Origin of the sequence: Mucilaginibacter lappiensis (assembly GCF_050433765.1) — a bacterium.
In the GTDB taxonomy this organism is placed as follows: domain Bacteria; phylum Bacteroidota; class Bacteroidia; order Sphingobacteriales; family Sphingobacteriaceae; genus Mucilaginibacter; species Mucilaginibacter lappiensis_A.
Genome location: NZ_JBNPWP010000004.1, coordinates 126,793 through 140,930, shown reverse-complemented (window position 1 = coordinate 140,930; position 14,138 = coordinate 126,793). Strand labels below are relative to the sequence as shown.

The window sequence follows — 14,138 nt, the reverse complement described above, 5'->3', positions numbered from 1 at the left end:
GATACACCCGAACATGACAAGCTTAAGGCTTGTTGCGTTCGGGTGTTCGGGTTTTAATTAACGGAAAACCTTATACCGTTCATATGTACACCCGTGAACGCCGTGAACACTAATGAACACTTGATAATCAGGTGTTTGAATTTTAGACCTTAAAAGAAAACGCTGTACACGGGGGGGCAAGCAAAGTCAATCAACTAAATCAGCGTAATCAAACTAATCAACGGTTCCACCTTACTGTTCAATCTGCACACTCATCACCCCTTTAGCCGGAATAGTAAAATGATTATTTAATGCCTTCAGCTTATCTTCAAGGAGGTTACTTTCCCATATCTTAATTGATGAGACATTGTTTGGCGTAATGCTTATCTCGCTATCACTATCCCCGCAGCTTACCAGTTGGGCAATTACACCTTTACCATCATCGGTTGGTTTTATAGCTTCTACATAAACATTGTCGCCATTGATCTTAAAGAACAAGCCCTTTTCAGGCTCACCAGAAGCAGCCGCAACTATGAGCGGTTGATGATTATTGAGCCCGGTTTGGTTGGCTTTAAAGCTATCAAAACCGCTATCATGCGCCTGTATAAAGTAATGGAAAGTAGCGGGCCCTTCCTGATCGGCCCTAAAATTGGTATGCCACAGGTTATTCATCACCCATGAATAAATATTTGATGATTGCGGCGTGAACGACAACCATTGAGGCGAATGGTGCAGCCCGCCCAGCAAATTGGCTGTAGTAATGTTGCCGATCTCGAACAATGGCGCATCCGGGCTCGACCAGGTAATACCGTACGAAGCATTTGATATATCAACCCAACGCTGCATAGTGTACCAGTTATGGTTGGAATAGGGAAGCTGATCAGCCTCGGCACGGGAGCTGCCCCATGGAATGCTATAACGAACCTGTACCTCGGGAACGTTGAATGGAAAAGCGAAATGCACGCTCTCTTTCCGTCTGATGGCGGTTTTATCTATGGTATTGATCAGTTCTACTTTATCCATACCGCTGATCAACTTTATTTCGCGGGTTAATCCTTTGCTGCCCGGAGCATCAGATTTAACCAGCAAACTTACCACCAGCGGACCTTTTTCCTTAATACTGATGCTGGCGTTTGAACTGGTAACCAGGTTTTTCAATGAGTCGCCCGGCATGTATATGTACTGGTTAAGTCCTGCAGAATCAGCCGAAACATAGTTACGGGTAGCAGAGGTGGCTTTGGTTAGTTTTACAATGTTACCTGTTTTGGCATCAACACCTATAGTATAAACACCATTGGTTAAACTGCTTGCAGTTACTTTGGCCGCGCCTTTTGCAAAGGCTTTACCGGTATTAATGGTATAGGTGGTTTTGCCCATTGCGGGTACGGCATCAGCAACAAAAACCAGTTCGCCGGTACTTAAACGCTGGGACGGGATCTTTTTTCCGGCGGCATCTTTAATCAGATCGCCTGCTTTACTTAGGGCTGCTGATACATAAACCACATCGGTACGCGGCCACGAAGTGGTGTTATAAACGTCAATGGCATTTGCTTTGGCGGCTGCTGGTTTTAATGCCTGCGACATTAAAGAATCAACTTGTTTTTCGGCGCGTAATACAAAACTCTGTTTTACGGCCCATTGGCTTTTTACTTTGGGATCATCGGGTTTACCAACGCTGTTGAAAGCGCCCCAGGTGTGCTCGTTGAATAATAATAAGTTTTTCCAGGTATCATCAAAAGCTGCAACAGGGTAAGCCGATTTATTGCGGATGGCCCATATAGCTCCGGTTTGCTTTAACCTGTCGGATGTATTGCGGCTTAAAGCGGTTTCTTTGGCTGCTGATGAAACACCATCGGTCCAGTACTCCGTATAATCGCCGGTGAAGCTGGGAATATCATTCTTGTATTTATCTTCCAGATCATTAAAAAACTGTTTTACCGAAGTAATGATCAGCTTTGGTGAAGCATAGCGCTCGTTCCACGCTTTAACCGCATCTGGTAGTTCGGGGTCAATGGGGGCGTTATCGCTCATGGCCCAGGTAAGGATAGACATGTTATATGGAAAGTTATTTTGCTCCAGATCGCCGAGGTATTGAAACAGGTATGGGTTCAGGAAATTTTCTGTCGGGCGACCGGTATAATACGGCTTGGGTTCATCAATGGTGAAAAAGTTAGGTATTTTGGCTCCTTTTAACTTATAACCAATAGAGTAGGGCTGGCACTGCCAAAACAATAATTTTTGCTTGCCCGATGGCGATACCCAGTAAAAAGGTTTATCCTGCCATTTGGCTAAATTCCCGATACGGTCTGACGCGTTTGGTCCCGATAAAAAGTAGTGGATACCCGTTTGCCCGGCTTGTGCCGCTAAACCCCATGATGCCCCCGGTACATCGCCCTGGAACATGGTATGAATTTCAATACCCTGCTCTTTGGCCAGTTTTTGCGATTTGGAGAACATCTGCATCAATTGCCTCGAATCTGTCATGCTGGTATTGATATTGCCATAAGCGCCATCTAAATTGATCCAGCCTTTTTTTACGGCATTCCAAAATCTGACCTTCTTTTCGTCACTGGCCAGTTTCAGGTAATTATCAACCACCCATATGGCTTCGGTGGTCCATTTGAAACGGGCCTCGGCGGGATAGTTCTGCGTTTTTTCGGCCAGATCAATGGATTCATCAATGTTATCCATGTGCAGCTTGAGCACTTTGTCCTGCGTGTTGGTATAACCAATATCTACGTGCGAGTGTGGCAATACATAAACGCTCCAGTCGGCACGGGCAGGCTCTATAATACAGCGGGCCACATAGGTTTGGCCGCCTGCTTTTAAAGTTACAGTAGCCTGCATAGCTATTTTTACAGCCGGACCAGGTAAGGCTACTTCAAAAACATCCAGGCCATCGGCACTGGCCGGAATCGTAATATTTTCAGTATGATCATTAAATGAAACAACTGCAATGCCCTGATTAAAGCTTTTACCATTTTTAAACAACAGCCTTGCCATGCGCCTGCTTTCGGCATTGTATTTTAAATAAGCAGTAGTAGGTTGCAAGGTTATGGAACTGAATGCCACCTTAGGTTTTTGAGCGTAAGCGCTAATGGCGATTATGCCAGTAAAAAACAGGGTAGCTATAAAGCGCAGACTTTTAATGCAGTGGTTTTTCATCTGATCAGGTTTTCTAATAAAGTGTGGCCGTAGTTTTAATATGTTATAATGTACAAACATATATTTTTCTAATGGATTTTTCAAGCTGATCAAAAGAAAATTGATTGTAAGAAATTAGGCTTATTTGATGCTAATGGTGATGAATTGGATGTCGGCGAGATGACTCATCCGACCATCGCTACGCTTGGTCACCCTCTCTTCGCCTGCGGCGGAAGGAAGGCGTTTTTAAAATCATAAAATAAAATTGTCATCCTGAGGAACGAAGGATCTATACGTAAACAGGTATAGTGTAGAATAGATGCTTCACTTTGTTCAGCATGACAAATTAAGAAGTTATGGAGTGCGCGGACAAGAACCACACGTAGAAACCCCTCCCTGCCACAGCACAAGCCAACCGCGCCCCTCCCGTGGGGAAGCAATGAAAAGAAAAAGTCCGTTAAGATTAATCTAACGGACTTATTTCTCGGTAATAAATCGGATTAATTGAACAGCATTGCTGCATCAAATTCCTTTTTCTCCAATGATCCCGGCGCTGTCACTAAAATCCGGAGGGGAGTTTGCCTTGTACGGTACGAACCAGGTACCGGTATAGGGGCGTTATAAATGTATTTCACCCTAATTTTATGGAACCCCTTTGCCAGTGGCAAAGCACTTTCGCTTTCGGTTATCTTTTCACCGTCAATAAATAATTGTGTATCGGTATAAGAAGACTGTGTAAAGTTATAGGCCCCATCAGCCGGAACATTTACGTAACCATCGAACAACATACCGAAGTGTGGATTATCCTTCTTAGGTGTTTCGGCATTTAGCTTATCAACTATTACGGAGTCTTTAGCGGTGGCGAAATCCAGCTGATCGGGTACAGTAAATTTACTTTTTACCATTTTACAGCTTAAGCCGGGTTTGTTTGCGTTATAATTTACTGCGGGCATTAACGCTCTGTTACACATCAGCGTGCGGGTGGCAATACTTCTGCGGCCCGATGGGGTGATCACCCTGGTTTTAAATTCTCTTTTTTCGTTAGCCGGAACATAGATGGTAATAGGTGACACATATTCGAGGTCAGTATCCAGCGGATCGCGGCCATTAAGCGTGTAGTAAATTTTAGCGCCCGGCACAACAGATTTTGGCGCGAAGGTAAACTTGTCGCCAAAAAACACGGTATCAATAATAGGTAAGGCGGTTGGTACGCGGTAGTTATAGTGTATAGCATCAAGTCTGGCAAAATGTTTAGCCAGCCGCACTTCCGAAAAGTTAGTATATTCCTTGTTTTCTGGCTTGCTCCAGGCTACTTCTGATAGCGCGAACAGGCGAGGCAGTATCTGGTACTGTAGTTTGGCTACAGTTGGTACATATTCCGTCCACAGGTTGCCCTGGGTGCCTATTACGTATTGCTGCTCTTCGGGTGTCAGCTCTTTCGAAACCGGGTCATAGTTATAGGTTTCATCCAAAGCCGCGTACCTGCCAAATGATACCGGCTCCTGTGGCGAACCGCTTTGATAATGGTCAAAATAGTTACCGGTGGTTTGCGGGGTCATGATCACGTTATGCTTTTGACGTGCAGCGGCAATTCCGCCTTCTTCGCCTGTCCAGCTCATTACAGTGGCATTTGGTGCCAGACCGCCTTCCAATATCTCGTCCCAACCAATAATACTGCGGCCCTTTGAGTTCAGGAATTTCTCTATCCGTTGTATAAAATAGCTTTGCAGTTCGTGCTCGTCTTTTAAACCTTTTTCTTTGATCAAAGCCTGGCAAAATGCCGATGCTTTCCACGGCTCTTTGTTGGCCTCATCGCCGCCTATGTGAATGAATTTGCTCGGGAAAAGCTCCATTACCTCGGTCAGTACATTCTCCAGGAAAGTAAATGTTTCTTCAGTAGGGCAGTATATGTTGTTTACCTCCCTTGCAGGTACTTTACTATCGGCAGGCAGTTGGCATTTTAATTCGGGATAAGCCCTTAACGCGGCCTCAGAGTGGGCAGGCATTTCAATTTCAGGGATAACATTAATATAACGGGCAGCAGCAAATTTCACTACATCCCTAATCTCGTCCTGGGTGTAATAACCGCCGTACGATAGGGAGTCGGGCCAGTCGCGGTTATTGCCAAACATGGTTTGCATGCGGTAAGCCCCAACCTGTGTTAGCTTAGGGTATTTTTTGATCTCGATGCGCCATCCCTGGCCATCTACCAAATGCCAGTGAAAGTTGTTCAGCTTATAAGCCGCCATGAGCTCAATAACTTTTTTAACCTGCGGCACGGTGAAAAAATGACGTGAAACGTCCAGCATCATACCACGGTATCCAAATCTGGGTGAATCCTCAATGGTTAGGCAGGGTAGTTTTTCGGTGCCTGATGTTTCAACAGGGAACAGTTGCATAAAGGATTGAATGCCATAAAACAAACCGGCACCCTTTCCAATAATGGTTACCCTCCGCTGGGTTATAGTTAATTTATAGCCTTCTTTTGGTAGTGCGGCCGCTCCTTTTGATGTAATTACAAGCCATGTGCCTTTATTTGATCTGATCCTGGAATTGTATTTTGATAGCTTGTTATTAAAGTGCCTGTTGTTTAACAGGAAATCTTTTAAAAAAGCAATGTTCCTGTCTTTAATATTATCTGCCTTGATCAGCGTTAGCTGACTGAATACAAAGGTACCCGTAGCTTTAGTTATGGAAGCAGGGGCGGGGATGATACCCATATGCGGATCATCGACGGGCGTTTGTGCTTTAACCTGGAATGCAAATACCAGGAAACAAGTGATAATTAACAGAGACTTTAATCGGGAGCTATAGTTTTGATTCATGATTAAGGAAAAGAAGATGAATAAACCGGATTGTTCCCCGCTAAAATACTTTATAATAATTTAACGTTCACAATAATGGTTTATGTAACAAATAATTGACAATAGAGGTTTGGTGAGTCGCCCCGATACGCCAATCAAAAAAAATCTTGATTAACGCCTTCGGGATATGTAACTAAAGATTAACAAATGTTAATCTAAATTTAAAATACCTCGCTTGTGATATTGATTTTTTTATCAATAACTTTATCATAACGAACCACCAATTAAAAACTATAAATTATGAACACACAAGAGGTAGCCGACAAATTGATACAGCTTTGTCGTGAAGGTAAAAATGTAGAAGCTATCAACGAGCTTTATGCAGATCATATTGTAAGTCATGAGCCTAAAGGCTCACCTATGGAATTTACAGAAGGTAAGGATGCTGTATTAGATAAAACAAACCAGTGGTATGCTATGGTTGAAGAGGTACACAGCGGCTCTGTTTCAGATCCTATTGTAACCGGCGAATTTTTTACCTGCGCTATGGATATGGATGTAACCTATAAAGGAATGGGCAGAAGCATGATGAACGAGATTTGCGTTTACCAGGTTAAAGGCGGAAAAATTGTTTCTGAGCGGTTCCATTATGACATACCCCAGGCAAACTGATAAGTTGCACAAAATCTCCCCATTATAAACTTAAAAATCCCCGCGACGCCTGTCAGGGGATTTTTTTATTTGAATCTGGTATTCCGCTATTTTATTAGGTTTAGGGCCAAGCCATTGCCCTGTAAGTTAAACAAGCCGATTGATATGCTGTTAAGGCATATTTATTATAAACTTAAGCCGTTTTGTTATTGGCTAAAATGGAGAGGCGTAAGATAATATATACTTTTTTTATTTTTATAATATTTAATTAATTGATAATTAAATAAATATAGTCTATTTTTATAAGAATTTTAGTCGATCCCTTTCATTTTTATTAGCCGATAGCCCCTTATGATTTATGTTCCCATAGATATAAAATTCCGTGATGGATACGGGATTTTTAGTATACCTTTTCCTCCTTCAAAACAAAAATCCAACAAATTAATATTAGAATTTATAAATGCCCAGGCTTGTCTTAATTATCAACTTGAACTGCTTGATTTAATGGCTGAAATGAAAGCTGATGAATCACTTTCCAGTAATATTGGCTTGCAAAATAGGGTTAGATTTTGCGAAAATTTAATGTTGGAGTTAATCAGTTGTAAACTATCTGATTTTATAAATCATCAATAACCGAACGTTCCAGTTAAGAATTACACAATATTTAATCAATAGTTATTTTTTAGTTTTCTAATAAATAATATTAATTACCTTAGAAATATATACCTCACATATCACATATTAAATAATACAATACACATTTTTGGTTATGCTAACCTGGCATAAGTGATTTGCTTTTTTTTAATAATATTTAACTCAAATAACATTTGAGTTTTTCTAAAACTATTCCTGATCTGTTAAAGACTATTCTTGCTATTCCTGATCTATCTTTTTAGCCGATACTTAATTTTTAGCCTATATGATTAATGTCCCAATTGATTTTAAATTCCTCAGTGGGTTTAAATTTTTTAATGTGATCATGCCATTATCCAAGAAAAATGATGATAAATTATTTTTGAAGTTTACAGGTAAAGCAACCCTATTTGCTTACGAAAAGTTGTTAATCAACTTATTAAACGATATGCGGGTTGATAAAAAGCTCTCTGCGAGTATTTTAATGCAAAATAAAATCAAATTTTTAGAAGATTTAGTTATTGAACTTATTCGATATAATGTTCGGGCGCGGAATGGTTAAATGATCTATAGCCTCAAAATTGACCGATTGACATATGATAGCTGTTAAGGATAAAAATGTGCTTTTAAAAGCCTTCGGGGTTAAACCTTTGAAGGCTTTTTTTATCATAGCTTTAGCTAAAAAAATACGTATGAAAAAACTGATTCTTTCGCTCATTTTAATAGCTGGTATGATTACACTGGTGTCTGCCCAAACCAGTTCACCAGTGCTTAACCGGTACAAGGATACCGTAACTTACCTTGGCCATAAAATTTATGTTAATATGGAAGTAAAATTGTTATATGGTTCAAAGCCGGATAAGGGTTTCGTATTTACTTATTCTAACCTGGTAATCAACCAACTATCTGCAGGTTATTCCAACGAGGTGGTGATCATTAAAGAGTTGAAAGAAATGAATGGTAAATGTTACGCCAGCGGAACATTCAAAACAGTTACCGGACTTTTAAACAGTAAAAATTGTTTGATCGATGTTCAGGGAGCTATTGATTGGAAAGAAATACAGGTTGAGTTATAGAACTTATCAATCGCCGGTGGTAACTGATTCATATTTACCGTCTTTCCAATAATAAGTTTGAGCTAAGCAGCAAGTTAACCCCGTTTTTACAAACTCCTGTTCTGTTTTATCAGTGCTTTTTAACATCTTTACACCTATAAAGTTTATATAATTCAGATTAACTTATGCAGCATTGGCTTGTAAAATCAGAACCCGTAAAGTATAGTTGGGAAAAGTTTAATAAAGATGGGCGTACCTTTTGGGATGGTGTGCGCAATTACCAGGCCCGCAATAATTTAAGGCTGATGAAAGAGGGCGACCTGGTACTGTTTTATCACAGTAATGATGGTAAAGCCGTGGTGGGTATTGCCAAAGTGGTAAAAGAGGCCTATCAGGATCCTACCACCAGCGATCCGAACTGGGTAGTGGTCGACCTGTCGCCGGTTGAAACCCTTAAAAACCCGGTAACATTAGAAGTAATCAAGGCTGATGAACAATTAAAAGATGTAGGCCTGGTTAGGCAGGGACGCTTATCAGTAATGGGTTTAAAACGCGAAGAATTTGACCGTATATTAGAATTAGGCAGTTAATGAGCACATTATCCTTTCCGCAAAATTTTAAATTAAAAAGCCTGTCTTTGATCAAGACAGGCTTAATTGTATCCGTGTTTTTTACTTCAGGCGCGGCAAAAGCACAGGATGCCTTTAAAGGACTGGAAAACTTATTTACCGTTCCTGAAAACTACGTAGTAAAGCATATAGCCACTGCGCCGGTAATTGATGGTGATATTGATGAGGCTATATGGCAACAGGGTAAATGGACAAATGATTTTGTGGATATTGAAGGTGACCTGAAGCCTAAACCATCGATGCAAACCAACATCAAAATGCTTTGGGACGATAGCTGTTTGTATGTGGCCGCCCGGATATATGATCCGCAGGTGTGGGCCACGCTAAAAAAACATGATGATATAGTTTTCAGGGATAATGATTTTGAGCTATTTATTGATCCGGTAAATACTACCCACGGTTATTATGAAATTGAGGTTAATGCTATAAATACCATTTTTGATCTGTATTTAAACAAGCCTTACCGTAACCAGGGTGGTGCGGTACCAGGCTGGGATGCACATGGTTTGCGTACCGCGGTTAAAATACAGGGCACGCTGAATGACCCTGCTGATACCGACAAAGGGTGGACGGTTGAAATGGCTATTCCGTTCAAATCTGTTAATCCCGGTTTTAAAGCTGCCATTCCGCAGCATGGTACTTTGTGGCGCATCAATTTTTCGAGGGTAGAATATGATACACAGGTACAAAACGGGCAAAATGTAAAATTAAAAGATGCGGCTTCGGGGCGCGACCTGCCTGAGCATAACTGGGTATGGTCATCGCAGGGGGTAATTAATATGCATTACCCAGAGCGTTGGGGTTATCTGCTGTTCAGTAACCATACAGCCGATGATGTAGTGTTTGAGATGCCTTATGCCGAGCAGCAAAAAAAATATTTATGGCTTATTTATTACCGGCAAAAAGAGTGGTACAGGAAAAATCAGCAGTACGCGTCATCATTAAAAGAATTAGGTATTGAAAGTGGTTGTAACATTTTAAAAAAATTTAATAACTTACGGCTTGAAGCCACTAAGCGTCAGTTTATGGCTTTAATTAACGATGAGGAAAATAAAATAACCTATACCATAAATCAGGATGGGCTTGTTGAACCTTTAAATACTAATCATTAAAAAGCTATGAATAAGCGCGAATTTTTAAAAGCTGGTCTGTTAGCCACTGTTGCATCGCAATTACCAATAAAAGGCCAGGCTTCGCCAGTTGTTGTAAGCAATAAAAAGAAGGTTATAAAAAACTGGATCTGGATAAATCCTAATTTAAAGGATACTGACGATGATCTTAAAACCAATTACACGGCTTATAAAGCTGCTGGCATCACCGGGATATTTTTTGAGAACGATAGTGAAAGGCATTTTCGCGCTGCAAAGGCCCATGGAATTGAAGCACATCGCTGGATATGGACCTTTAACCGGGCCGAAATGGTTACCGAGCACCCGGAATGGTACAGCAAAAACCGTAACGGCGATTCATGCGCAGATAAACCACCTTATGTAAAGTATTACCGCTGGCTTTGCCCGTCGCGCCCTGAAGTGGAGAAATACCTGACAGATACGGTTGATAAAATTTTGGCTAAAGATTATGTAGATGGTATTCACCTGGATTATGTACGTTATTGCGATGTGGTGCTGCCTGTAAACCTTTGGGATAAATACAAAATTGAACAAACCAAAGAGCTGCCCGAGTATGATTATTGCTATTGCGAAGTTTGCCAGGCTAAGTTTAAGGAGCATTATAACCAGGACGTTAAAGCAATTCAATACCCGGAGGCAAGCCTTTCATGGCGCTTGTTCAGGTATGGCAATATTATCCGCGTAGTAAACAGCATATCGGCTGTAGCGCATCAGCATAAAAAACCAATTACGGCGGCAGTATTCCCAACTCCCGAAGTTGCGCGCCGCAATGTGCGTCAGGACTGGACAAACTTTAAGCTGGATGGCGTATGCCCCATGATATACCACGGTTTTTATAAAGAAGGTGTAAGCTGGATAGGCGATGCTGTTGCAGAAGGGATTCACTTTTTGGCCGGCAAATTCCCACTGTATGCAGGCCTTTATCTTTCCGATTTTAATAATGACGAAGAAGTACGGTCGGGTATACAATATGCTTTAAAGAACGGCGCCTCGGGCGTATCCTTCTTTGGCAGGGTTACACCATCTGTTCTGGATATTTTAAAACAGGAAACGAGCGGATTTAAAGCCTGAGTTAGGGGTATTTGAAATATAGCGACGAAGACTCCCGATATCAACATATACACGCGTCATTGCGAGGCACGAAGCAATCCCCGACTTACAGAGCGACTCTGTATAGCATAGAGATTGCTTCGTGCCTCGCAATGACGCGTTTTCATTTTCTTTTTTCCCCTCTTTCCACCGCAGGCGAAGAGAGGGTGACCGAGCGTTGCGATGGTCGGGTGAGTCAATTCATCGATTAGTGCTACTCATTTCAACAAAGCCGTTTTGATTATCAAAACGGCTTTGTACTTTTACCACTGCAACAACTGCTACAAAAACTATGAACTACAGGGATTTTAAAGGTACTGCAATAGCCGAAGTTGGATTGGGTACCTGGCAATTGGGCAGCGCCGATTGGGGCAATGTGAATGAGGATGATGCCATAAACATTTTAAGGGCCTATACAAATGCCGGGGGTAATTTTTTAGATACTGCCGATGTATATGGCATGGGTGTAAGCGAAACGGTTATAGGCAAATTTTTAAAAACGGTTGATCACACTATTTATGTAGCTACCAAGCTTGGCAGGCGTGGCGATGCCCCAAACGGATGGCCGCAGAATTTTACCTATGATGCCATGAAGCGCCAGGCCGAAGATTCTTTGAAACACCTGGATATCCCGCGTTTGTTTTTAGAACAGCTGCACTGTATCCCTACGGATGAAATGCGCTCGGGCAAAGTGTTTGATCATTTACGCAGCTTACAGCAGCAAAAGCTCATCACGCATTTTGGCGCCAGTGTTGAAACTTCTGAAGAAGCATTGATTTGCCTGGAGCAGGAAGGTTTAGCGTCGTTACAGATCATATTTAACCTGTTCAGGCAGCACGTAGCCGATGAAGTGTTTACCAAAGCCGCGGATAGGGGAGTGGCTATTATTGTGCGCGTACCTTTAGCCAGCGGGTTACTATCCGGCAAGTTTAATTCACAAACCCAATTCGCTCAAAACGACCATCGTAACTATAATGCCAATGGCGATGCATTTAACGCCGGCGAAACATTTTCGGGCATGGAGTTTAATGAGGGTGTAAAGCTATCAGATAAAATAAAGGAACTATTACCTGATACCCGTATGCCGCAATGGGCCATCAGGTGGATACTCGATCATCCCGAAGTTACCACTGTAATACCAGGCGCATCAAAAGTGGCACAGGTTAACAGTAATGTGGAGGCATCAAAATTGCCGCATTTATCGCCGGCCGTTCATCAGCAGTTAAGGGATTTGTATGATGCGGAGATTTACGATAAAATAAGGGGGCATTTTTAAGCGAATACTTTAGATTGATAAATTAGTATAAATATGATTATCAATATGCATTTACTGTTGTAAATGTTGATAATATTAAATGTTGGTTCTCATTGTTCTCGTAAAAAGTGTGATAGCATCAATGCTTTCCGCATATAAATATCTGTTCATATGATATGTTAATCCTCGATTGTAGATATCAAGAACATTTTCGTCAGCAATTATATAATCTATGGTCTTATACGAATTTCTAAATGAATCTAAGTCAGCAACATGATCTGTTATATACAAACATAAATTAGGTGTAATCGGCATAATAAAAGAAAAATCCACGTTTGGTAATTCATATAAGTATCTACCATTGTGAATGAAATATCCAGGGTTGTCAGAGGTAATAAACTTATTATCTGATATACAAAGACACCACTTTGAAGTTAATAATTTAAATAAATCACCATTTTCGTCTTGTTTTGAATGATATTTTAGTATTAAAGTCAATAAATGTGAGTTCTTATTAAAGTGGGGATCACTTAGTACTCTTTCGATATCTTCCTTATCATTCGAGCTTAGAATATGAGTGCCATGCTTTTCCTCTGCAAGCATCTTATTCAATGTATTCTTTTTAACTTGTACAGAATTGTCTCTGAAAAATAAATTTCTATCCCTAAAATCAGTCAAAACGTGTAAAAGAAATTCGGCATCATTAAAAGTTATTCCGGGTTGTCCACTTTTTAAAGTAGTTAGGAGTTTTGGATACCAATCTTCATAAGTTTTAAATTTATTTTCCAAATACAAAGCATCCAAGTCCTTAAATCTTGGATAAATCTCTTTAAATTGAGGAGTGATGGTAAAATAGTCTTTTTGTTTGCATGCTTCTTTAGGGTAAGTTATTCTTGGCTTTGGAAGAATGCCTTTAGTTAACAATTCATTATCGATACTATAAAAATGTCCTTTTTTATTACAAAACTCTTTAAGATAACACTCTGGTAAATAATGCTGGTTCATAACAACATTAAATATACTTATTCTTATACAGATTTTGTCATTAGAAGGATAAGGTAACTCTATGTATGGTTAAAAAAATAAAGGCTGTCATGCTGAGCCTGTCGAAGCATGGTGGGAGGCTTCTCCGCGCGATCCTTCGACAGGCTCAGGATGACAGGCCCGTCTTATATAGATTAGCCACTTGTCCTAAAGAGATTGCTTCCTCAATGACGTGTTTTTTTATTATTACAAGAAACCTTTGGCCTTTAACCTTTGCCCTTTTACCTCAAAACTCCTCAAAAAACTATCCCCTCAACTTATCAAGCAGGTCACTTAGTGCGGCGGCTTCTTCTTCACTCATGTTGTTTTTCAGAAAGTCTTTGGTCCTAAATTCTTCATCCATTTTTGAGAGGATCTGCAGGCCCTGCTCGCTGATGCGTATATCAACCGCCCGCCTGTCTTTATTATTGGTACAGCGCGAAACCAGTTCTTTTTGGATAAGGCGGTCAACAATACGCGATGCGTCAGACATTTTATCAACCATACGTTCTTTTAACAGATTGATGGTTGCTGGGTTGGGGTATTGTCCCCTTAATATCCGCAGAATATTAAATTGCTGTTGAGTAAGATTAAATTTATCAAAGTGACATTTAAAGAAATTACTTAACCAGCCGGCGGTGTATGCAATGTTAATTGCCGCTTTATGGTAGTTATCTTCAAAATTTGTGCTTTGTATTTCGTCGTCAATCCGCATAGTATGTAACAATCAATAAGATGCAAATATG

Annotated in this window: 12 protein-coding genes; 8 read left to right on the top strand and 4 right to left on the bottom strand. The window is 40.7% G+C overall.

Features of this window, described 5'->3' with window-relative positions; translation table 11 throughout:
- Positions 1–231 precede the first annotated feature (231 nt).
- Together M2273_RS13870 and M2273_RS13865 are read right to left on the bottom strand one after the other, a co-directional pair.
- Entirely contained in the window at positions 232–3,144 is a 2,913-nt protein-coding gene (locus M2273_RS13870; RefSeq protein WP_429397757.1) for a glycoside hydrolase family 38 C-terminal domain-containing protein, read from the bottom strand.
- Positions 3,145–3,623: 479 nt separating this feature from the next.
- Positions 3,624–5,948 carry a family 20 glycosylhydrolase gene (locus M2273_RS13865; protein WP_429397755.1) on the bottom strand — a complete coding sequence of 775 codons (2,325 nt, stop codon included), beginning with the start codon at positions 5,946–5,948 and terminating at the stop codon, positions 3,624–3,626.
- Between the two features lie 279 nt (positions 5,949–6,227).
- Here M2273_RS13865 and M2273_RS13860 point away from each other — a divergent pair, with 279 nt between their 5' ends.
- From M2273_RS13860 to M2273_RS13825, 8 genes are all read left to right on the top strand, one after another.
- Positions 6,228–6,599, top strand: coding sequence for a SnoaL-like domain-containing protein (locus M2273_RS13860; protein WP_429397754.1), 372 nt, complete (start codon positions 6,228–6,230; stop codon positions 6,597–6,599).
- 330 nt (positions 6,600–6,929) lie between these two features.
- Positions 6,930–7,211, top strand: coding sequence for a hypothetical protein (locus tag M2273_RS13855; RefSeq protein WP_429397752.1), 282 nt, complete (start codon positions 6,930–6,932; stop codon positions 7,209–7,211).
- A 346-nt stretch (positions 7,212–7,557) separates the two neighbouring features.
- Positions 7,558–7,773 carry a hypothetical protein gene (locus M2273_RS13850; protein ID WP_429397750.1) on the top strand — a complete coding sequence of 72 codons (216 nt, stop codon included), beginning with the start codon at positions 7,558–7,560 and terminating at the stop codon, positions 7,771–7,773.
- A gap of 130 nt (positions 7,774–7,903) precedes the next feature.
- Positions 7,904–8,287: a hypothetical protein gene (locus tag M2273_RS13845; RefSeq protein WP_429397748.1), complete on the top strand. Its 384-nt coding sequence runs from the start codon at positions 7,904–7,906 to the stop codon at positions 8,285–8,287.
- A gap of 164 nt (positions 8,288–8,451) precedes the next feature.
- Complete coding sequence (locus M2273_RS13840; protein WP_429397746.1) at positions 8,452–8,856, top strand: EVE domain-containing protein; 405 nt, start codon at positions 8,452–8,454, stop codon at positions 8,854–8,856.
- Positions 8,856–10,007 (top strand): carbohydrate-binding family 9-like protein, encoded by a 1,152-nt coding sequence (locus M2273_RS13835; RefSeq protein WP_429397744.1) that lies wholly within the window; start codon positions 8,856–8,858, stop codon positions 10,005–10,007. Before M2273_RS13840 ends, M2273_RS13835 begins: the two co-directional genes overlap by 1 nt.
- Positions 10,008–10,013: 6 nt before the next feature.
- The gene (locus M2273_RS13830; RefSeq protein ID WP_429397742.1) at positions 10,014–11,096 is read left to right on the top strand and encodes a family 10 glycosylhydrolase; all 1,083 of its coding nucleotides are present in this window, start codon (positions 10,014–10,016) and stop codon (positions 11,094–11,096) included.
- Positions 11,097–11,406: 310 nt separating this feature from the next.
- On the top strand, positions 11,407–12,390 hold the full coding sequence (locus M2273_RS13825; protein WP_429397740.1) for an aldo/keto reductase: 984 nt from the start codon (positions 11,407–11,409) through the stop codon (positions 12,388–12,390).
- 75 nt (positions 12,391–12,465) lie between these two features.
- Here the strand turns inward: M2273_RS13825 and M2273_RS13820 are convergent, their stop codons facing one another.
- The gene (locus M2273_RS13820; RefSeq protein WP_429397738.1) at positions 12,466–13,374 is read right to left on the bottom strand and encodes a DUF4238 domain-containing protein; all 909 of its coding nucleotides are present in this window, start codon (positions 13,372–13,374) and stop codon (positions 12,466–12,468) included.
- A 283-nt stretch (positions 13,375–13,657) separates the two neighbouring features.
- Positions 13,658–14,107 (bottom strand): MarR family winged helix-turn-helix transcriptional regulator, encoded by a 450-nt coding sequence (locus tag M2273_RS13815; protein WP_429397736.1) that lies wholly within the window; start codon positions 14,105–14,107, stop codon positions 13,658–13,660.
- Positions 14,108–14,138 lie beyond the last annotated feature (31 nt).

What these genes read in the sequence shown, in the direction of transcription:
- M2273_RS13870 (WP_429397757.1), bottom strand. Translation starts at nt 3,144, where the DNA reads ATGAAAAACCACTGCATTAAAAGTCTGCGCTTTATAGCTACCCTGTTT.
- M2273_RS13865 (WP_429397755.1), bottom strand. Translation starts at nt 5,948, where the DNA reads ATGAATCAAAACTATAGCTCCCGATTAAAGTCTCTGTTAATTATCACT.
- M2273_RS13860 (WP_429397754.1), top strand. Translation starts at nt 6,228, where the DNA reads ATGAACACACAAGAGGTAGCCGACAAATTGATACAGCTTTGTCGTGAA.
- M2273_RS13855 (WP_429397752.1), top strand. Translation starts at nt 6,930, where the DNA reads ATGATTTATGTTCCCATAGATATAAAATTCCGTGATGGATACGGGATT.
- M2273_RS13850 (WP_429397750.1), top strand. Translation starts at nt 7,558, where the DNA reads ATGCCATTATCCAAGAAAAATGATGATAAATTATTTTTGAAGTTTACA.
- M2273_RS13845 (WP_429397748.1), top strand. Translation starts at nt 7,904, where the DNA reads ATGAAAAAACTGATTCTTTCGCTCATTTTAATAGCTGGTATGATTACA.
- M2273_RS13840 (WP_429397746.1), top strand. Translation starts at nt 8,452, where the DNA reads ATGCAGCATTGGCTTGTAAAATCAGAACCCGTAAAGTATAGTTGGGAA.
- M2273_RS13835 (WP_429397744.1), top strand. Translation starts at nt 8,856, where the DNA reads ATGAGCACATTATCCTTTCCGCAAAATTTTAAATTAAAAAGCCTGTCT.
- M2273_RS13830 (WP_429397742.1), top strand. Translation starts at nt 10,014, where the DNA reads ATGAATAAGCGCGAATTTTTAAAAGCTGGTCTGTTAGCCACTGTTGCA.
- M2273_RS13825 (WP_429397740.1), top strand. Translation starts at nt 11,407, where the DNA reads ATGAACTACAGGGATTTTAAAGGTACTGCAATAGCCGAAGTTGGATTG.
- M2273_RS13820 (WP_429397738.1), bottom strand. Translation starts at nt 13,374, where the DNA reads ATGAACCAGCATTATTTACCAGAGTGTTATCTTAAAGAGTTTTGTAAT.
- M2273_RS13815 (WP_429397736.1), bottom strand. Translation starts at nt 14,107, where the DNA reads ATGCGGATTGACGACGAAATACAAAGCACAAATTTTGAAGATAACTAC.